The organism is Vogesella sp. AC12, from assembly GCF_024437575.1.
GTDB classification, from domain to species: Bacteria; Pseudomonadota; Gammaproteobacteria; order Burkholderiales; family Chromobacteriaceae; genus Vogesella; species Vogesella indigofera.
Genome location: NZ_JANFNU010000005.1, coordinates 17,861 through 36,106, shown reverse-complemented (window position 1 = coordinate 36,106; position 18,246 = coordinate 17,861). Strand labels below are relative to the sequence as shown.

General features: G+C 65.8%; 16 protein-coding genes. 5 read left to right on the top strand and 11 right to left on the bottom strand.

Translation table 11 applies throughout. From position 1 onward, the window contains the following. Positions 1–55: 55 nt before the first annotated feature. Positions 56–1,264, bottom strand: a complete 1,209-nt coding sequence (locus NOM55_RS09690; RefSeq protein WP_255908416.1) for an amino acid aminotransferase — start codon at positions 1,262–1,264, stop codon at positions 56–58. 386 nt (positions 1,265–1,650) lie between these two features. Here NOM55_RS09690 and NOM55_RS09685 point away from each other — a divergent pair, with 386 nt between their 5' ends. Further along, a complete protein-coding gene (locus tag NOM55_RS09685; protein WP_255908415.1) occupies positions 1,651–2,250 on the top strand; it encodes a HutD family protein in 600 nt (199 codons plus the stop codon). Continuing rightward, entirely contained in the window at positions 2,243–2,581 is a 339-nt protein-coding gene (locus NOM55_RS09680; protein WP_255908414.1) for a cysteine-rich CWC family protein, read from the top strand. The genes NOM55_RS09685 and NOM55_RS09680 overlap by 8 nt, the downstream gene beginning before the upstream one ends. Before the next feature lie 4 nt (positions 2,582–2,585). Here NOM55_RS09680 and NOM55_RS09675 read toward each other — a convergent pair whose 3' ends face one another. Continuing rightward, positions 2,586–3,344 (bottom strand): TSUP family transporter, encoded by a 759-nt coding sequence (locus tag NOM55_RS09675; protein ID WP_047967142.1) that lies wholly within the window; start codon positions 3,342–3,344, stop codon positions 2,586–2,588. Positions 3,345–3,518: 174 nt separating this feature from the next. Between NOM55_RS09675 and NOM55_RS09670 the strand changes: the two genes are divergently transcribed. Next, on the top strand, positions 3,519–3,800 hold the full coding sequence (locus tag NOM55_RS09670; protein ID WP_255908413.1) for a SemiSWEET transporter: 282 nt from the start codon (positions 3,519–3,521) through the stop codon (positions 3,798–3,800). Positions 3,801–3,829: 29 nt separating this feature from the next. Here the strand turns inward: NOM55_RS09670 and NOM55_RS09665 are convergent, their stop codons facing one another. Further along, positions 3,830–4,504, bottom strand: coding sequence for a MarC family protein (locus tag NOM55_RS09665; RefSeq protein ID WP_053068126.1), 675 nt, complete (start codon positions 4,502–4,504; stop codon positions 3,830–3,832). A gap of 139 nt (positions 4,505–4,643) precedes the next feature. Here NOM55_RS09665 and NOM55_RS09660 point away from each other — a divergent pair, with 139 nt between their 5' ends. Next, positions 4,644–5,948 carry a replication-associated recombination protein A gene (locus NOM55_RS09660; protein WP_255908412.1) on the top strand — a complete coding sequence of 435 codons (1,305 nt, stop codon included), beginning with the start codon at positions 4,644–4,646 and terminating at the stop codon, positions 5,946–5,948. Positions 5,949–6,113: 165 nt separating this feature from the next. On the opposite strand, the gene NOM55_RS09655 is transcribed toward NOM55_RS09660, so the two are convergent. From NOM55_RS09655 to NOM55_RS09640, 4 genes are read right to left on the bottom strand one after another with little or no spacing between them, the layout of a single operon-like run. Beyond that, entirely contained in the window at positions 6,114–7,202 is a 1,089-nt protein-coding gene (locus NOM55_RS09655) for a zinc ribbon domain-containing protein (protein WP_255908411.1), read from the bottom strand. Next, a complete protein-coding gene (locus NOM55_RS09650; protein WP_120811045.1) occupies positions 7,202–8,311 on the bottom strand; it encodes a zinc ribbon domain-containing protein in 1,110 nt (369 codons plus the stop codon). Before NOM55_RS09650 ends, NOM55_RS09655 begins: the two co-directional genes overlap by 1 nt. A gap of 24 nt (positions 8,312–8,335) precedes the next feature. Next, positions 8,336–9,997: a zinc-ribbon domain-containing protein gene (locus tag NOM55_RS09645; protein WP_255908410.1), complete on the bottom strand. Its 1,662-nt coding sequence runs from the start codon at positions 9,995–9,997 to the stop codon at positions 8,336–8,338. Positions 9,998–10,057: 60 nt separating this feature from the next. After that, entirely contained in the window at positions 10,058–10,570 is a 513-nt protein-coding gene (locus NOM55_RS09640; RefSeq protein WP_255908409.1) for an OmpA family protein, read from the bottom strand. Between the two features lie 336 nt (positions 10,571–10,906). Between NOM55_RS09640 and serS the strand changes: the two genes are divergently transcribed. After that, on the top strand, positions 10,907–12,193 hold the full coding sequence (gene serS, locus NOM55_RS09635) for a serine--tRNA ligase (protein WP_255908408.1): 1,287 nt from the start codon (positions 10,907–10,909) through the stop codon (positions 12,191–12,193). 99 nt (positions 12,194–12,292) lie between these two features. On the opposite strand, the gene NOM55_RS09630 is transcribed toward serS, so the two are convergent. The 4 genes from NOM55_RS09630 to rimO all read right to left on the bottom strand — a co-directional run bounded on the left by NOM55_RS09630 (position 12,293) and on the right by rimO (position 18,222). Further along, entirely contained in the window at positions 12,293–14,785 is a 2,493-nt protein-coding gene (locus tag NOM55_RS09630) for an EAL domain-containing protein (RefSeq protein WP_255908407.1), read from the bottom strand. Between the two features lie 176 nt (positions 14,786–14,961). Beyond that, positions 14,962–15,825, bottom strand: coding sequence for a pirin family protein (locus NOM55_RS09625; RefSeq protein ID WP_255908406.1), 864 nt, complete (start codon positions 15,823–15,825; stop codon positions 14,962–14,964). Between the two features lie 69 nt (positions 15,826–15,894). After that, complete coding sequence (locus NOM55_RS09620; RefSeq protein WP_255908405.1) at positions 15,895–16,743, bottom strand: pirin family protein; 849 nt, start codon at positions 16,741–16,743, stop codon at positions 15,895–15,897. Between the two features lie 159 nt (positions 16,744–16,902). Then, positions 16,903–18,222, bottom strand: a complete 1,320-nt coding sequence (rimO, locus tag NOM55_RS09615; protein ID WP_255908403.1) for a 30S ribosomal protein S12 methylthiotransferase RimO — start codon at positions 18,220–18,222, stop codon at positions 16,903–16,905. Positions 18,223–18,246 lie beyond the last annotated feature (24 nt).

The window sequence follows — 18,246 nt, the reverse complement described above, 5'->3', positions numbered from 1 at the left end:
AAAAAACCCCGCTGTCAGACAGCGGGGTTTTTCGTGGTGAAGCCGGCCGGCGTAATCAGGCCTTGACCACCTTGGCAATCGCTTCGGCCACGTAGCCGATGTTCTTGCTGTTCAGTGCGGCCAGGCAGATACGGCCGGTGGAGACGGCGTAGATGCCGAACTCTTCCTTCAGGCGCTCGACCTGGGCCACGGTCAGGCCGGTGTAGGAGAACATACCGCGCTGCTTGATCACGAAGCTGAAGTCCTGTTCCACGCCCTGGGCCTGGATCGCTTCCACCAGGGCCACGCGCATGGCGCGGATGCGCTCGCGCATGCCGGCCAGTTCGTCTTCCCACTGCTGGCGCAGTTCCGGGCTGGACAGCACTGCCGCCACCACCGCACCGCCGTGGATAGGCGGGTTGGAGTAGTTGGTGCGGATCACGCGCTTCAGCTGCGACAGCACGCGGGCAGACTCTTCCTTGCTTTCGGTCACGATGGACAGCGCGCCGACACGCTCGCCGTACAGCGAGAAGCTCTTGGAGAAGGAGCTGGACACGAAGAACTGCAGGCCGGAGGCGGAGAACAGGCGCACCGCCACCGCGTCAGCCTCGATACCGTCGGCGAAGCCCTGGTAGGCCATGTCGAGGAACGGTACCAGGCCGCGGCTGCGGCAGGCTTCCACCACTTCCGCCCACTGGGCGTCGGACATGTCGGCGCCGGTCGGGTTGTGGCAGCAGGCGTGCAGCACAATCACGGAACCGGCGTCCAGGCCCAGCAGGAAGGCCTTCATCGCCTCGAAGTTCACGCCACGGGTCGCTTCGTCGTAGTACGGGTAGTTTTCCACGGTGAAGCCGGCGGACTCGAACAGCGCGCGGTGGTTTTCCCACGATGGGTCGCTGATGTAGACCTTGGCATCGGCATTCAGGCGCTTCAGGAAGTCGGCACCGATCTTCAGGGCGCCGGTACCACCCAGCGCTTCGGCGGTCACCACGCGGCCGGCGGCGATCAGCACGCTGTCGGCGCCGAACAGCAGGTTCTGTACCGCGGAGGTGTAGGTGGCCGGGCCTTCGATCGGCTGGTAGCCGCGTGGCGGCATCGCTTCCAGACGCACCTTTTCGGCGGCCTTCACGGCGGCCAGCAGCGGGATCTTGCCGTTGTCGTCGTAATAAACGCCGACACCCAGGTTGACTTTAGTCGGACGGGTATCGGCGTTGAAGGCTTCGTTCAGGCCAAGAATCGGGTCGCGCGGCGCCATTTCCACGGCGGCGAAGATCGAAGAGGACATGCGGGGCTCCAAAGTGTTGAATTGCTTGCTGCCGGCGGTGTACGGGTAGCCACCGGCCGGCAGACAGGGTGACAAAATCCGGATGCAGAAGTCTATCACGAGGCATCGCGCCGCGCTGCGGCAAGCAGCTTGACGTTTGTGCGGCAGGCTTGCGCCGATACGCGTCATGGCGGCACATCCTGCCCTGTTGGCGGCGATGCCGGCCGGCCACGCGCAGCCGATAGCCACAGCGGGGCAGCATTGTGTCAATTCCGCCCGGTCGGCACGATGCCAGCCGGCGCGGCGACCATTGCGGCCAACCTTGCGCGGCAGCACCCTGCCCGCTGCGGTCGGCGGTGAACGCGTGCTACCATCGCGCCTTTCCTTAGTGTCCGGCACCGACCCTCATGCACATCGTACGCTTTGCCGCCTGCCCGCCCAGCCCGTGGAAGAACGGCGGCGGCATCACCCGCCAGCTGCTGATCCGCCCTGCTGCGGCCAACCTTGACGACTTTGCGCTGCGCGTCAGCGTCGCCGATGTCGACAGCGACGGCCCGTTCTCGCGCTTTGACGGCATCGACCGCACCCTGACGCTGCTGGAAGGCGGCGGCCTGCAATTGCAGCGCGACGGTGCGCCACTGGCCACGCTGCAGGCGGACAGCCCGCTGCTGCACTTTGCCGGCGAGTGGCCGATCAGCAGCCAGCGCCAGGCCGGCAAGGTGCGCGATTTCAACATCATGACCCGTCGCAGCCAGTGCCACCACCGTGCCGAACGGCTGTCACTCGACGGCAGCCTGACACTGGCGCACGACGGCCCGCTGCTGCTGTTCGTGGCACAGGGGGACGCGGTGACGGTGAGTAGCGACGGGACTAGCGACACGCTGCAGCAGTTCGACCTGCTGTGGCGGGAGCATGCCGGCACGCTGCAGCTGCACAGCGACAGCGCCTGCCAGCTGCTGCTGGCGCATGTCGTGTTTGCTGGCGAGAGGAGCGACGGCGATGCCTGACGACATCGTCTCGCCCTGCGTCAAGCAATGCCAGCTCGATGCCAGCGGCCGCTACTGCACCGGCTGCCTGCGCACGCTGGCGGAGATCAGCGGCTGGGCCGCGGCCAGCAACGCACAGAAACAGGCGGCCTTGCAGCGCATCGCCAGCCTGCACCAGCCCTTGCCGCTGCGCGAGCTGAACTGCCGCCGTTGCGGCCAGGCGTTCCACTGCGGCACCGGCGGCGACAACGGCGGCTGCTGGTGCATGACGCTGCCGCCGCTTGCCAGCGCCGACGGCGGCGGCGACTGCCTGTGCCCGGCCTGCCTGCAGCAGTTGGCCGCAACGCGCTAGCCGCTTACTTCAGCATGTCGTAGGCCAGCTTCAGGATCAGCACGCTGACCAGCAGCAGGAACAGGATGCGCACGAAGCCGGCGCCCTTGCGCATCGCGATGTGCGAGCCGACCATGGCGCCGGCCACATTGCACACCGCCATCGGCAGCGCGTAGCCGAACAGCACGTTGCCGGTCGGGATGAAGAAGCTCAGCGCCGCGATATTGGTCGACAGGTTGACCACCTTGGCCGAGGCCGAGGCGTGCAGGAAGTCGAAGGCGAAAAAGCGCACGAACAGGAACATCAGGAAGCTACCGGTACCCGGCCCGAACAGGCCGTCGTAAAAGCCGATGGCGGCGCCGATCAGTACACCGACCACCAGCTCGCGGCGGCCGATCGCCACCGGCGCGTGCACCGCGCCTAGGGTCTTCTTGCGGAAGGTGTACACCGCCATCACGATCAGCAACACCAGCACCAGCGGCCGCATCACCGAAGCCGGGATCAGGCTCACCGCCGCCGCGCCGGCAAACGACATCACGAACGCCGCCGCCGCCGCCGGCAGCACCAGCCGCCACGGGATGGTGACCTGACGCAGGTAGGAACGGGCTGCCGACAGCGTGCCCATCGCCGAGGCCATCTTGTTGGTACCGAACAGCGCCGGCACCGAGGCATTCGGCAGCGCATTGAACAGCGCCGGGATCTGGATCAGGCCGCCACCGCCGACGGCGGCGTCGATCAGGCCGGCAAGAAACGCAAACGCGCACAAAAACGACAAAGTCAACATCAATAGCATTCCGGACGAGGCAAGCCGCGCATTGTACCCCTCACTGCCGGCGCCGCAACAGCACAGCCTGTTCCGCTGCCGCCGCGGCGATGTAGTGCTTCGCTTACAAGCACCGCTATCGCAGAATGGACGGCGAACCTTTCACTCCCCACCCGACCTCTCCGGTAGCACGCCATGGACACCACGCAACTGGGCTATCTCGCCGCCCTGCTCACCACCGGCAGTTTCTTGCCGCAAGTGCTGCATACCCTGCGCACCCGCGACACGCGCAGCATTTCATTGTCGATGTACCTGATGTTCGTGTGCGGCACCGCCACCTGGTTGCTGTACGGCCTGTCCATCGCGGCGCTGCCGGTGGTGCTGGCCAACGCGCTGACCCTACTGCTGTCATCGGTGATCCTGGTCATGAAATTGCGCGAGGTTGTCCGTACACGGACAGCAAAAAGCGCGCCGTAGCGCGCCTTGTCATTCGCTTGCGGCCAACCTTAGCGCCGCACCGCCAGCAGCGGCTCCAGCAGGCCGCTCAGTCCCATCCAGATGATTTGCACCCCCAGGCACAGCAGGATGAAGGCGGTCAGGCGCAGGAACACCACCGAGCCGGTCTGCCCCAGATAGCGGAACAGTTTGTCGGCATTGCGCAGGCACACCCAAATCGCCAAGCAAATGGTGGCTACCGCAGCCAGGCTGGCCACCGGCGCGATGGTGTAGCGCGCCAGCGCGGAACCGGTGCCGGTCAGCGAGGCGCCGATGGTGATCGCCACCGAAATCGAGCCCGGCCCCACCGTCAGCGGGAAAGTCAGCGGATAGAACGCGCGCTGCTTAAGCGCCTCGCGGTGCTCGCCCTGCGCCAGCTGCGGCGATGCCTCCGCCGGCGCGTCGTTGAGCATGCGCCAGGCGGCGATGGTGATCAGCAGGCCGCCGGACACCTGCACCACCGGCAGCGACACGCCGAAGAATTCCAGCACCACGCCACCGATATACATGCTGCCCAAGAGCAGCAGGAAGCAGTAGATCGCGATCCGCCGCGCCAGGAACGCGCGCTGCGCATTGCTGTTGTGCGAGGTCAGCGAGATGAAAAACGGCACCAGCCCGGGCGGGTTGATGATCGGCAGCAGCGCCGCCAGCACGAACAGGTATTTGCTCACAAACAGGGACAACATCGGGGTCATGGCCGGAAAACTCGCAGGGTGGGGGTACAGTCGCCGGATTCTAGCATTGCTTGCCCGCCGCCATGCCAGCGGCGTGCATGGCCACGCGATCAGCGCGGCACAAATACCGGTTTGCACGTAAAATCAGCGCATGAACGACCTGTTTGCCAAAGAACCCCACAAGCCGCTGGCCGAAGCGCTGCGGCCAAGCTCGCTCGACGACGTCATCGGCCAGCAACACCTGATCGGCAGCGGCAAGCCGCTGCGCATGGCGATCGAGGCGCAAGTGCCGCACTCGATGATCCTGTGGGGGCCGCCCGGCGTCGGCAAGACCACGCTGGCGCGCATCCTCGCCGGCGCCTTCGACGCCGACTTCATCCCGCTGTCGGCGGTGCTGTCCGGCGTCAAGGACATCCGCGAGGCGGTGGAACGCGCCCACGCCACGCTACAGCGCAGCGGTCGCCGCACCATCCTGTTCGTCGACGAGGTGCACCGCTTCAACAAGAGCCAGCAGGACGCCTTTCTGCCCTTCGTCGAATCCGGGCTGCTGACCTTCATCGGCGCCACCACCGAAAACCCGTCGTTCGAGGTCAACGCCGCGCTGCTGTCGCGGGCGCAGGTGTACGTGCTGCAATCGTTGAGCCGGGACGAGCTGCTGGCGCTGTTCCGTCGCGCCGCGGCGCAGGGCGCGCTGGACGGACTGCAGTTTGACGACGACGCCCGCGACGCACTGGCCAGCTACGCCGACGGCGACGCGCGCCGTTTCCTCAACCTGCTGGAACAGACCCGCACCGCGGCACTGGCACGCAAGGTTGGCCGCATCGACAGCGCCTTCCTTGGCGAGGTGCTCAGCGTCAACGCGCGGCGCTTCGACAAGGGCGGCGACGCGTTCTACGACCAGATCTCCGCGCTGCACAAATCGGTACGCGGCTCCAACCCCGACGCCGCGCTGTACTGGCTATCCCGCATGCTGGATGGCGGCGCCGATCCGCGCTATCTGGCGCGGCGCATCGTGCGCATGGCGTGGGAAGACATCGGCCTCGCCGATCCGCGCGCGATGCAGATCGCCAACGACGCCGCGCTCACCTACGAGCGGCTGGGCAGCCCGGAAGGCGAGCTGGCGCTGGGGCAGGCGGTGATCTACCTCGCCATCGCCGCCAAGAGCAACGCCGGCTACAAGGCCTACAACGCGGCGCGTGCCTTTGTGGCGCAGGACCAGTCGCGCCCGGTGCCGGTGCACCTGCGCAATGCACCGACCAAGCTGATGAAGGAGCTGGGCTACGGCCACGACTACCGCTACGCCCACGACGAACCGCACGGCTACGCCGCCGGCGAAACCTATCTACCGGAAGGCCTGGAAGACGTACGCTGGTACGAGCCGGTGCCGCGCGGACTGGAAAGCAAGATCGCCGACAAGCTGGCCTTCCTGCGCCAGCTCGACGAAGACGCCAAATAGCCCGGCAGAAAGCGATGCCGTCGCCGGCGGCCTGCCGGGCAAGCCGTAACTCGCCCGCCGCGGCCGGCAAAATCGCCAGAACCAGTGCAAAGCGCCGTGTTTCAACACTGAAACACGGCGCTTTGCTGTCTGGCTGTCCAGAACCGGACGGCAGCCGTTAACGGTTTATGGCAAGCGCAGCTGCCAGGCGCCGTCACCGTTCTTCGACAGCAATACCCGCTCACTGCCGCCGCCAACGCGGATGCGGCAGCTGAAGGTGTCCGGCTGCTGCGCCAGCGCGGTGCAGTCCTGCTTGGCGTAGCCTTGCTGCTGGCTGGCCAGCAACGGCGAGTAATCCAGCAATGCCTGCCAGATGTCGTCCGCCGACGGCTCCGCCGGGCCGAACAGGCGGCCCAGCCACGCCTTCAGGCCGGTGCCGGCCTGCTCGCCGGCCCGCTCGATGCCTTCCTTGGCCAGTGCCTGCATGAAGACCGCCGCCTCCAGCGCCTGGCGCTCGCCATCGTCGGCCACCTGCCAGCGGCCATCCTTGCGCAGCAGCATGATGCGCGCCTCGCCCTTGCCCGCCTCGCCAAACAGCTCGCGGCGGATGGCCGGCGTCAGCCACGCCACCGGCTGACGCGGCTGGAAGTCGTAGCGCACCTGCGACACCAGCAGCTCGCCCATGGCCTGTGGCGGCGACCACTGCGTCACCGTCACCGCCTCGATGCCGCTGCCGACACACAGACGGCCGTCCACCACCGCCGTCCGCGCCAGATCGGTCTGCTGGTATTCCAGCTGCTCGCCGAAAAAGCCGTTGCTGATCTTTTGCGGCGCGGCATACAGGCCGGCCTTGACCAGTTCGCCGAGCCAGGCGTTGCTCGCCTGGTCGAACGGACTGGTCACCAGCGACTGCTTGCCATAAGGCAGATTGCGCAGACACACCTTGCGCCGGTAATCGGCATCGTGCTGGGCCAGATGCTGGTTGATCGCCGCCATGAACACTTCCCGGGACGGTTCTTGCGGCTGCAACCAGTACCAAGCCGCCGCGGCCAGCAGCAGCAACAGCGCGACCCCGCCACCCAGCCATGGCCACGGCAGGCGGCGGGCCGGCAACGCCGGGGTTAGCGGCGCGTCGAGCTCGGTCGCCGCGCTAGCGGACGGCTTCGCCTCCGGCGCTGGCGCCGCCGCTCTTGGCTTCAGCGGCTTGCCGCAGGCGTCGCAAAAACGGGCGTCGGCTTCGTTGACCGTGCCGCACTGGGTGCAAAAGCGGCTCATCAGTCGTCCTTTACCGGTTTGCCGCACTCGCCGCAGAAGCGGTCGTCGGCGTCTTCCAACAGCGCCTTGCAGTGCGGGCAATGCGGCAGCGCCATGGCAGTGTTGGCGGCGGCAACCGGTGCCGGTGTCGCCAGCTGCTGTTTTTGCTCCTCGATCTTCTGCTTGATCTGCTGCGTCTTCTGCTCCAGCTGTTGCTGGCGACGCGCCAGTTCCTGCTCGGTGGCGCTGACATCCAGCCCGTCAATCGACGACAGGTAGATCTGGCAGCAGCCCTGCAGCGCAATCAACCCCGGAACGATCATCGCCGCAGCCAGCAGCAGCGACGAACCCAGTCCGCCGGCGATGACATAGCCACCGCCCTCCCCCATGCCGCCCATTGCCATCATCGCCATCGACTGCATGCCGAGGCCACCGATGCCGCCCAGAATGCCGGCCGACATGCTCATCACCATGCCCAGCCCGGAAAACACGATACCGCCGATGATGCCGGCCGACACCAGCACCACCAGCGCCAGCACCAGCTCCTTCACCACCACCGACACCAGACGCTGGCGCGCGATCGCCAGCAGATTGACCAGCGTTTCCCGCACCGAGGCACCGCTCCACACTGCCGACGCCGCCAGCGGGTAGAACACGTAGGCCAGCGCGAAAAAGGCAAAGCCCAGCAGCAAGGCGCTCAGCGGCAGCACAAAGGTGAACAGCAGCGGCCCCAGCAGCGGAATCTTGCACAGCAGCAGCACGATGGCGACCAGCAAGAGCAGCAACAGCATGCCACCCAGCGCCACCAGCCCGACCAGCAGCAGGCGGTGGCTGCTGAACAGCGACGCCATCACCGCCGCCGCCATCTGGCGCGACTGTCCGCTGCGACTGGCATCCATCAGCATGATGCCAACCGCATTGACGCCATAAAACGCCACCAGCCACGACAGCAGCGCCCCCAGGAACAGGCCGAAACTGCTTTGGGTCAGGGCCAGCACGCCAAACACCAGCGCCGCCCCCAACAGGCTGGCCGCAAACAGCGCCAGTGCCCGCCAGTTGCCCAGTGCCTCGGTAGCATCCAGCAGCGAGCCGGTATTTTTAAGTTGCTGCGACATTTTCATCAGGATCATTCTCCAGTTATGGCAGTGAGCGGCTTATTGCAGGCCCAGTTGTCGTTTCAGTTCTTCTTTCTTGCGCCGGATTTCATCATGCTGGCTGCTGGCTTTCGCCTCGTCCTTCGGTGCGGTCTTGGCGACCGGCGCCACAGCAGCAGGCTTGGTCGCCGGCTTGATCTCCGGCATCGGCTGGGGCACAGCCAGTTCATCGTTCGCCGGCGCCGGCGCCGGGATCGGCTCTGACGCCGGGCTCTGTACTGGCGGGGCCGCGACGACCGGCGTCACCACTGGCGCCACCGCCGCTGCGGCGCTGCTGCCGGCCGGCAGCTTGGTCTGTTCCTGCAACGGACCGGTGCCCGGCTGCAAGGCAATCGCGGCCGGCTCCGACGCGGCCGCCGTCGACGCCGGCTGAGCGCCGCTGCTGAACACGCCGCTCAGCATCACCGCGGCCGCCACCATGCCCAGCAGCAGGGCGCCAAGCGCCCAGTGCCACCACGGTCGTGCCACCGGCGCCATGGCCGTCGCAACGTTGGCCGCAACGGTACTGGCGGGATTGGCCGCCTCCGCTACGACGCTTGATGTAGTCGGCAATGCGCTGTTGCCATTGCCGGCGACGGGTGCCGGCGCAAACGTGGCCGCAGCCGGCGCCGATGAGACTCTGGGTTCCGCTTCGGGCGTCTCTGGCAGGTTCGTGGCGGGTGCATCGGCCGGGGTCGCCGTTGTGACCGCGCCGGCGGCCAAGCTTGCCACTGCGCTGTCGATTGCCGCGGACACCTGCGCCGCACCGGCCACCGCCGCTTCGACCCGCAGCGCCACCGCGCTGGCATCCGCCGCAGGGGATGGCGTATGCGCAGGCTGCGCTATGCCCTCGCCCACCGAACCGGCAGCCGCCACAGCGGCAGGAACGCCTACAGGCGCAGGCTGCTCGCTGGCACTCGCTACCACCGCGACGGCAACCATGCTTTCCGCGGCCACCGCCACGGACGGCGAAGTGGTCGGCACTTCGCTAGCCGCCGCCGTCGCAAATACTGGCTCAGGCCCCGGCTCACGCTGCGCGAGGGCTTCGGTAACGACCACCGCCGTTTCCAGCGAAGACGGCTCGTTGCTGGCGACCGGCACTGCGACAGGCACCACTGGCGCGGCGGCACTGTCCGGTGCTGGCTCAGCGACAACGACCGGCGCCAGCGGCTCACGGCTGGTGATGGTTTCGACGGTCACATGCGCCGCGGCCGGCGCGGTCATCGGCGCCGCTTCCGGCACGACCACCTCCGTAGCAAGAGGCGCCGGTTCGGCGCTGGTCAGCGCAGGCTGGCTGCCCTCCTCGTCCGTCCGCGACGCGGCCACGTCGCGGACTGCAACGACAACAGGTTCAAGCGGCACGGCAGCCGCGACCGCTCCGGTTGCGGCACTGGCTGGCACATCGGCAGCCGCCGCCACAGTGGTGAGCACGGTGGCGGCAACTGGCGCAGCGGGTGGCGTCTCTTGTGTGCTATCTGTTGCGGCCAACATGGCACTGCCGCAGTGTTTGCAGAACTTGCGGCCGGCACGGTTTTCCTCGCCGCAGGCCGGGCAGGCACAACTGTCGCTGACCGGCGTCGCCGCTGGCGGCGCGGCCGGTACGGACTGCAGCGCGTGACCGCAATTCAGACAAAAACGCGCACTGTCGCGATTGACGGCGTGGCAGGCGGGGCAATCAGCCATGAACATTCCTTACTTTGCAAAATGAAAACGGCACTCGCCGGCGAGTGCCGTGGCATTGAATTACTTGAACAGGCCCTTGCCGAAGCTGACCACGCTGTCGATCATGCCTTTGAACGGATCCTGCCCCAGGTTTTCCTGCCGCTCGCCGAGGATGATGATGTCGGTGCGGCGGTTCATCTGGCGACCGGCTTCGGTCGCGTTGTCCGCCAGCGGCCGGCTCATGCCGTAACCCAGCGCCTTGATGCGCGTCTTGGGCACGCCACGATCGACCAGCGCCTTCATCACCGACAAGGCGCGCAGCTCGGACAGGTCCTGGTTGAAGTCGCGGCCACCGACACTGTCGGTATGGCCCTCGATCAGGACATTGCTCTTGGTACGCGAGGTCAGCAGGCCGGCCACCTGATCGAGGAACGGCCGCGCCGAGGCTTTCACTTCGTACTGGCCGGAGTCGAACAGGATGGAATCGGAAGAGCGGATTTCGACCCCCCGCGTGGTCTGGCTGACAGACACCCCCTGATTCGCTTTCGGCAGCGCACAACCGGTCACCACCGCGGCCGCAAGGCACAAGGCCATAACATGAGCTCTGGACACGTTTTTCCCCTGACATTCAAAATCAATCATTAATATCCGTTACAAGTATTACATAACGTTTGCATGTTACTTTAATCTTTCCGGCATAAGCCCTGCGCAATGGCCCTGCAATCCATGCTCTTAGCGGCGGTGCGGCCACTTTTTCGACTGCCAGCCACACGCCGGCGGCACGGCAAAACGGGACAACTGCCCCCTGCTGCCGGTAAACTTGCGGGGAAACTTTGTGCCGGCGGGCGCAACCGCGGCCGCGAGCGAGACCCGCGCGTGCCGTGTTGCCGGCCACACCCTACCCGAGACAGAAATACAGGACTGAAAACAATGCTGGATATTCAACTGCTGCGCAGCAATATCGATGAAGTGGCGGCCCGTCTGGCCAGCCGTGGCTACACCCTGGAAACCGACGCCTTCAACACGCTGGAGGCGGAACGCAAGTCCCTGCAAACCCGCATGCAGGAACTGCAATCGCAGCGCAACAGCAGCTCGAAACAGATCGGCATCGCCAAGAAGAACGGCGAAGACGTGTCCGCCATCATGGCGCAGGTCGCGTCGCTGGGTGACGAGCTGAAGGCCGCCGAAGAAGCCTTCGCCGCGGTACAGAACCGCATCGACAACTGGCTGCTGACCATCCCCAACCTGCCGCACGAATCGGTGCCGGCCGGCGCCGACGAAAGCGGCAACGTGGAAGCCCGCCGCTGGGGCACGCCGCGCGAGTTCGACTTCGAAGTCAAGGATCACGTCGATGTCGGCAGCCCGCTGGGCCTCGATTTCGAGACCGGCGCCAAGCTGTCCGGCGCCCGCTTTACCGTGCTGCGCGGCCAGATCGCACAGCTGCACCGCGCGCTGGCGCAGTTCATGCTGAACACCCACACCGACAAGCACGGCTACAGCGAGACCTACACCCCGTACATCGTCAACAGCGACGTGCTGTACGGCACCGGCCAGCTGCCGAAATTCGCCGAGGACATGTTCCGTGTCGAGCGTGGCGGCGAAGCAGCGGCCCAGGCGCAGTACCTGATTTCCACCTCGGAAATCACCATGACCAATATGGTGCGCGAGTCGGTGCTGAAGCACGACGAACTGCCGCTGAAGTTCACCGCCCACTCGCCGTGCTTCCGCTCCGAAGCCGGCGCCTACGGCCGTGACACCCGCGGCCTGATCCGCCAGCACCAGTTCGACAAGGTGGAGATGGTGCAGATCGCGCATCCGGATCATTCCTTCGCCGCGCTGGAAGAGATGGTCGGTCACGCCGAGGTGATCCTGCAGGCGCTGGAACTGCCGTACCGCGTGGTGACGCTGTGCAGCGGCGACATGGGCTTCGGCTCGCACAAGACCTACGACCTGGAAGTGTGGCTGCCAGCGCAGAACACCTACCGCGAGATCAGCTCCTGCTCGAACATGGGCGACTTCCAGGCGCGCCGCATGATGGCGCGCTTCAAGGACGCCGACGGCAAGAACCGCTACGTGCACACCCTCAACGGCTCCGGCCTGGCGGTGGGCCGCACGCTGGTGGCGGTACTGGAGAACTACCAGAACGCCGACGGTTCGGTCACCATCCCGGCGGTACTGCGTCCGTACATGGGCGGCAAGGACAAGATCGGCGGCTGACCCCGCGCCAAGGTTGGCCGCAAGCGTTGCGGCCAACCTTGCAGCAAAAAGCCGACGCATTGCGTCGGCTTTTTTGCGTCCGGCCCCGGCGGGGGACGGCTAGCACAGCAGGTGCTGGAAGTCGGCGGCGGTTTGCGGCTTGCCGAACAGGTAGCCCTGTGCCTGATGACAACCCTGACCGATCAGGAACTCGCGGTGGGCCGGCCTTTCCACGCCCTCGGCCACGATGGACAAGCCCAGGCTGCGACCCAGCGAAATCACCGCCGAGGCGATGGCGGCATCGTCCTTGTCACGATCCAGATCCTTGATGAAGGAGCGGTCGATCTTCAGCACCTGCACCGGCAGGCGCTTGAGGTAGGCCAGCGAGGAATAGCCGGTACCGAAATCGTCGATCGCCAGCGTGATGCCCATCGCGCGCAGTCCTTCCAGCGCCTTCATCACCTCGCCGTCACTGTCCATCGCCGTGCTTTCGGTGATCTCCAGCTCCAGCTGCGAAGGCGGCAGCCCGGTCTGCTGCAGCACCTGCGCCACCGTTTCCACGATATTGCCGAACTTGATCTGGCGCCCGGACAGGTTGACCGCCACCCGGCCGCCAAAGCCGCAACGGTCGGCCCACAGCTTGGTCTGGCGGCAGGCTTCCTGCAGCACCCAGGCGCCGATCGGCACGATCAGCGCGCACTCCTCGGCCACCGGGATGAATTCCACCGGCGGCACAAAGCCCATTTCCGGATGTTGCCAGCGGATCAGCGCCTCCATGCCCACCAGCGCACCGCTGGCGAGATCGACCTTGGGCTGGTACCAGACCTGGAATTCGTCCTTGATCAGCGCGCGGTGCAGGCTGTACTCCAGCTTCAGCCGTGCCATGGCACTGGCATTCATGTCGGCGGTGTAGAACTGGAAGGTGTTCTTGCCGCGGTTCTTGGCGCGGTACATCGCGGCATCGGCATTGACCAGCAGGCTGTCGGCGGTGCGACCATCGTCGGGAAATACCGCGATACCGAGGCTGGCGGAGACAAATACCTTGCTGTTACCGCCCAGCACCAGTTCGCCGGTAATGCTGTCCAGCATGTCCTGCGCCATGCTGGCCAGCGTGGTCAGGCTGCCGCTATTGGGCAGCAGGATGGTGAACTCGTCCCCGGCCAGGCGCGCCACGGTGCTGCTGCCCGGCGCCTCTTCCTGCAGCCGCTGCGAGATTTTCACCAGCAGCTCGTCGCCGGCCTGGTGCCCCAGCGTGTCGTTGATCAGCTTGAAGCGGTCAAGATCGATGAACATCAGTGCAAAGCGCTGCTGCTGCTCGCGCGCCTGCTCCACCGCCGCTTGCAGCTTTTCCGCAAACAGGGTGCGGTTGGGCAGCCCGGTCAGCGCATCGTGGTTGGCGAGGAAATGCAGCCGCTCCTCCGCCTGCTTGCGCTGGGTGATGTCGGCAAACACCGCGACGTAGTGCTGGGTCACGCCCTGATCGTCGCCGATGGCGGTGATGGTCAGGTGTTCGGTATAGAGCAGGCCGTTCTTGCGGCGGTTGATCACCTCGCCCTGCCAGAAACCGTCGCTTTTCAGCTGCCGCCACATGTGCTCGTAGAAATCCGCCGACTGACGCCCGGACTTGAGCAAGGCCGGGGTATGGCCGATCGCCTCGTCGCGCGAGTAGCCGGTGATGCGGGAAAACGCCGGGTTGACCGACTGGATCAGCCCCTTGCTGTCGGTGATGACGATGCCCTCCATCGTCGACTCGAACACCTTGTCCGCCATCAGCAGGCTCTGCCGTGAGCGCAGCAGCGCCTCGTCGCGCTCGCGCAGCGCGTGATGCAGCTCGGCGAGGAATTCCTGCTCGATGGTGGCGAGGATGTCGGACATGCCGATGATGGTCAGCAGCTGGCCGCTGCCGTCGGTGACGCCGAGATGGCGCAGCTGGTGCTCCAGCAGCACCTTGCGCGCGGCCAGCAGGGTCATGTGCACTGGCACCGTGCGCAGCGGATGGCTGGCAAGATCGGCTACCGTCAGACCGCCGCGCGGCTGCGCCAGGTGCTGCAGCATGTCGCGCTGGGTGAGGATGCCCCAGCTGCCGTCGGCGTAGGTCACGCCCAGCGCCTCGGCCTTGTGCTCGCGCATCAGCCGGGTGGCGGCGCCGATATCGGCACCGGCGGCGATGGTGGCCAGCGGCACATGCACCATCGCGTCCAGCCGCTTCAGGCGCAGGAAAAACTCGGCTTCCTGATTGATGACGATGTCGGTGGTCGACACCACGCCCATCACGCGGTCGCCGCCCGGCTCGGTCACCACCAGATGGCGCATGCGCTGCTTGTGCAGCAGCGCGGTGACTTCCTGGATGGTGGCATTGGCGGCAATGGTGCGCACCGGCGACGACATCACCGCCGCCACCGGCGTCGAGGCCACCCCCGGCTGCTGCAGGTCCAGCCGGACCGCGTCGCTCTCGGTCCACACCCCGACCGGCCGCCCGCCCTCGTCCATCACGATAATGGCGCCACAGCGCTCACGGCACATGGCAAAAGCCGCCTCGCTCACCGTGGCGGTGGGCAGGCAGCTCAGTACCTGGCGTGACAGGATAGACTCGACGGACCGGGAAAACGACACGCAATCAGCTCCAGACATTCGTTAGACGGTGCAGTAACTATTTATACTGAACACCGTCATTTGATAATGATTAATAGGAAATAATCTTACCACAAGCAGGGTTATTCCTTCACGCAAAAACCCGCCCATTCATGACAAAAGCCTGATCCGTCGTTCGGCGTCGCCCGCCCCGCCGCTCACACCGGCAACGGGATGAACTCGCTCTCGCCGGGCACCATGGCAAAGCGGCCGGCCTGCCAATCGTCCCGCGCCGCCGCCAGCAGCGCCTTGTCACTGGCCACGAAGTTCCAGTCCAGGTAGCGCGGCCCATCCAGCGCTGCGCCGCCAAAGAGCACGCCCTGCACGCAGGCGCTGGCACGCAACTCGCGCGCACTGTCGGACAATATCACCAATTCGCCGGCGCGGATGACCTCACCGTCGACCTGCACCTCGCCCTCGATCAGGTACAGCGCGCGCTCGGCTACGTCCTGTGGCAGCGACAGCACGCCGCCGCCCTGCAACTGCCAGGCGGCATACAGTGTCGGGGCAAAGGTTTTCACCGGCGACACCATGCCGAAGGCGGTACCGATCAGCAGCTGCACACTGCCACGTTCGAAGTCATGCTGCGGCAACACGGCCGCCGGGTAGTGATAGAACGCCGGCTCGCAACGCTCCAGCGTCTGCGGCAGCGCCAGCCACATCTGCAGCCCCTCCACTGCCACGCTGGCGGCACGGATGTCGGCCGGAATGCGCTCGGAATGGACGATGCCGCGCCCGGCCACCATCAGGTTGATGGCGCCCGGCTCGATGCGCTGCACCGTGCCCAGGCTGTCGCGGTGCATCATCGCGCCCTGGCTGAGGTAGGTCACGGTGGCCAGACCGATGTGCGGGTGCGGGCGCACGTCGCCAGCGGTGCCGGCGGCGACGAAATACGCCGGCCCCATGTGATCGAGAAACACGAATGGTCCGACACTGCGCATACCGCGCACCGGCAACAGGCGCCGCACGACAAAGCCGATGTCCTGCTGGCGCGGTTCAATACGCTGGCTGATGGCACTCATGGAAAAACTCCGCATCAATCAAATGGAAAAAAGGTTGGCCGCAACACCTGCGGCCAACCTTGTGCTGCATCAAGCCAAACGGCCCTGCTGGTAGTCGGCAAACGCCTGCTCCAACTCGGCGCGCGTATTCATCACGAACGGGCCGTACTGTGCGATCGGCTCGCGCAGCGGCTGGCCGGACAGCACCAGCACGCTGGCACCGTCGTCGCTGTGCAGGCGCACGCCGTCACCGTTGTTGCCGAGTATCGCCATGCGCTGCTGCGGCACGCTGACGCCGGCGATGCTGACGCTGCCGTGGTAGACGTAGACAAAGGCATTGTGGCCGGCGGCGATGTCGATGTCGCGCGTGCCGCCCGCCGGCAGCTGCAGGTCGAGATACAGCGGCTCGGTGTCCGGCTGCCGGATCGCCCCTACCTGCGCACGGTACTGGCCGGCGATCACCTTCACCGCCACGCCGTCCGCCTCCTGCAGCAGCGGAATCTCCGCCGCCGGGATGTCGCGATAGGCGGCAGGGATCATCTTGCGCGCCGCCGGCAGGTTGATCCACAGCTGGAAGCCGTGCATCAGCCCGTCCTCCTGCTCCGGCATCTCGGAATGGATCACGCCACGGCCGGCAGTCATCCACTGCACGCCGCCCGGCCCGAGCAGGCCTTCGTTATTGCCGCTGTCGCGGTGGCGCATGCGCCCGGCCAGCATGTAGGTCACCGTCTCGAAGCCGCGGTGCGGATGCGACGGGAAACCGGCGATGTAGTCGCCCGGATTGTCGGAGCGGAATTCATCCAGCATCAGGAACGGGTCCAGCCGCCGCTGCAGGTTTTGCGTCAGTACGCGCGTCAGCTTGACGCCGGCACCGTCCGAAGTCGGCATGCCGCTGACTTGCTGTTCGACGGTTCGTGATTGCCATTGCGGGTCGGTCATGGGGTGGCTCCTGGTCTGGGGTTGATGGAAACACTATACAAACCGGCCATTCGATAAAAAAGCACAAAAATCTGCAGCCCATGTTCAAAAAAACTGAGCAGGAATAAAAACGGCGCAAGGTCTGCACCTTGCGCCGCGTTGGCCATCAGCGGGGAGCGTTTACACGCGCTCGCCCCACAGGTCGTGCTCGCTGGCATCGACGATTTCAACCTCGACAAAATCACCGACCGCAAGGCCGGCCGCGTCCTCGACAAACACCAGGCCGTCGATCTCCGGCGCATCGGCGTAGCTGCGGCAGACCGCGGTGCCTTCCTCGTCGATCTCGTCGACCAGCACCTGCAGGCGCTGGCCGATGCGTGCGGCCAACCTTGCGGCACTGATCTCGGCCTGTACCGCCATGAAGCGCTCCTTGCGTTCTTCCTTCACCGCATCCGGCACCGGGTCCGGCAGCTCGTTGGCGGCCGCACCCTCCACCGGCGAGTAGGTGAAACAGCCGACGCGGTCCAGCTGCGCCTCGCGGATGAAGGCCAGCAGCTCCTCGAAGTCTTCTTCGGTCTCGCCGGGGAAGCCGACGATGAAGGTGGAGCGGATCACCAGCTGCGGGCAGATCTCGCGCCACTTCTTGATGCGGCCGAGCACGTTGTCGCTGTTGGCCGGCCGCTTCATCAGCTTCAGGATTTTCTGGCTGGCGTGCTGGAACGGAATGTCCAGGTAGGGCAGGATCTTGCCGTCGCGCATCAGCGGAATCACTTCGTCGACGTGCGGGTACGGATAGACATAGTGCAGGCGCACCCAGATGCCGTGCTTGCCCAGCTCCTCGCACAGCTCGGTCATGCGCGTCTTCACCGGGCGGCCGTTATGGAAGCCCAGCTTGTACTTGACGTCGACACCGTAGGCGGAGGTGTCCTGCGAGATGATCAGCAGCTCCTTGACGCCGGCCTTCGCCAGGTTCTCGGCTTCCGCCAGCACGTTCTGGATCGGGCGGCTGTCGAGGTCGCCGCGCATCGACGGGATGATGCAGAAGGTGCAGCGATGGTTGCAGCCTTCGGAAATTTTCAGGTAGGCGTAGTGCTTCGGCGTCAGGCGCACGCCGATGTCCGGCACCAGGTCCACGAACGGGTCGTGCGGCTTCGGCAGGTGATTGTGCACGTGCCCCATCACCTCGTCGGTGGCGTGCGGGCCGGTGACGGCCAGTACCGACGGATGGTTGTCGCGGATCACGTCGCCCTTGGCGCCGAGACAGCCGGTGACGATCACCTTGCCGTTTTCGGTCAGCGCCTCGCCGATGGCATCCAGCGACTCCTGCACCGCAGCATCGATGAAGCCACAGGTGTTGACCACTACCAGGTCGGCACCATCGTAAGTACCGGAAATTTCATAGCCCTCCGCACGCAGGCGGGTGAGGATCTGCTCGGAATCGCTGGCCGCCTTCGGACAGCCCAGACTGATAAACCCTACTTTTGGTGCAACGTGCGACATGGGACACAACCTTGAAGAAATTCA

Coding starts and splice junctions, on each gene's coding strand:
- NOM55_RS09690 (WP_255908416.1), bottom strand. CDS start 1,264: ATGTCCTCTTCGATCTTCGCCGCCGTGGAAATGGCGCCGCGCGACCCG.
- NOM55_RS09685 (WP_255908415.1), top strand. CDS start 1,651: ATGCACATCGTACGCTTTGCCGCCTGCCCGCCCAGCCCGTGGAAGAAC.
- NOM55_RS09680 (WP_255908414.1), top strand. CDS start 2,243: ATGCCTGACGACATCGTCTCGCCCTGCGTCAAGCAATGCCAGCTCGAT.
- NOM55_RS09675 (WP_047967142.1), bottom strand. CDS start 3,344: ATGTTGACTTTGTCGTTTTTGTGCGCGTTTGCGTTTCTTGCCGGCCTG.
- NOM55_RS09670 (WP_255908413.1), top strand. CDS start 3,519: ATGGACACCACGCAACTGGGCTATCTCGCCGCCCTGCTCACCACCGGC.
- NOM55_RS09665 (WP_053068126.1), bottom strand. CDS start 4,504: ATGTTGTCCCTGTTTGTGAGCAAATACCTGTTCGTGCTGGCGGCGCTG.
- NOM55_RS09660 (WP_255908412.1), top strand. CDS start 4,644: ATGAACGACCTGTTTGCCAAAGAACCCCACAAGCCGCTGGCCGAAGCG.
- NOM55_RS09655 (WP_255908411.1), bottom strand. CDS start 7,202: ATGAGCCGCTTTTGCACCCAGTGCGGCACGGTCAACGAAGCCGACGCC.
- NOM55_RS09650 (WP_120811045.1), bottom strand. CDS start 8,311: ATGATCCTGATGAAAATGTCGCAGCAACTTAAAAATACCGGCTCGCTG.
- NOM55_RS09645 (WP_255908410.1), bottom strand. CDS start 9,997: ATGGCTGATTGCCCCGCCTGCCACGCCGTCAATCGCGACAGTGCGCGT.
- NOM55_RS09640 (WP_255908409.1), bottom strand. CDS start 10,570: ATGGCCTTGTGCCTTGCGGCCGCGGTGGTGACCGGTTGTGCGCTGCCG.
- serS (WP_255908408.1), top strand. CDS start 10,907: ATGCTGGATATTCAACTGCTGCGCAGCAATATCGATGAAGTGGCGGCC.
- NOM55_RS09625 (WP_255908406.1), bottom strand. CDS start 15,825: ATGAGTGCCATCAGCCAGCGTATTGAACCGCGCCAGCAGGACATCGGC.
- NOM55_RS09620 (WP_255908405.1), bottom strand. CDS start 16,743: ATGACCGACCCGCAATGGCAATCACGAACCGTCGAACAGCAAGTCAGC.
- rimO (WP_255908403.1), bottom strand. CDS start 18,222: ATGTCGCACGTTGCACCAAAAGTAGGGTTTATCAGTCTGGGCTGTCCG.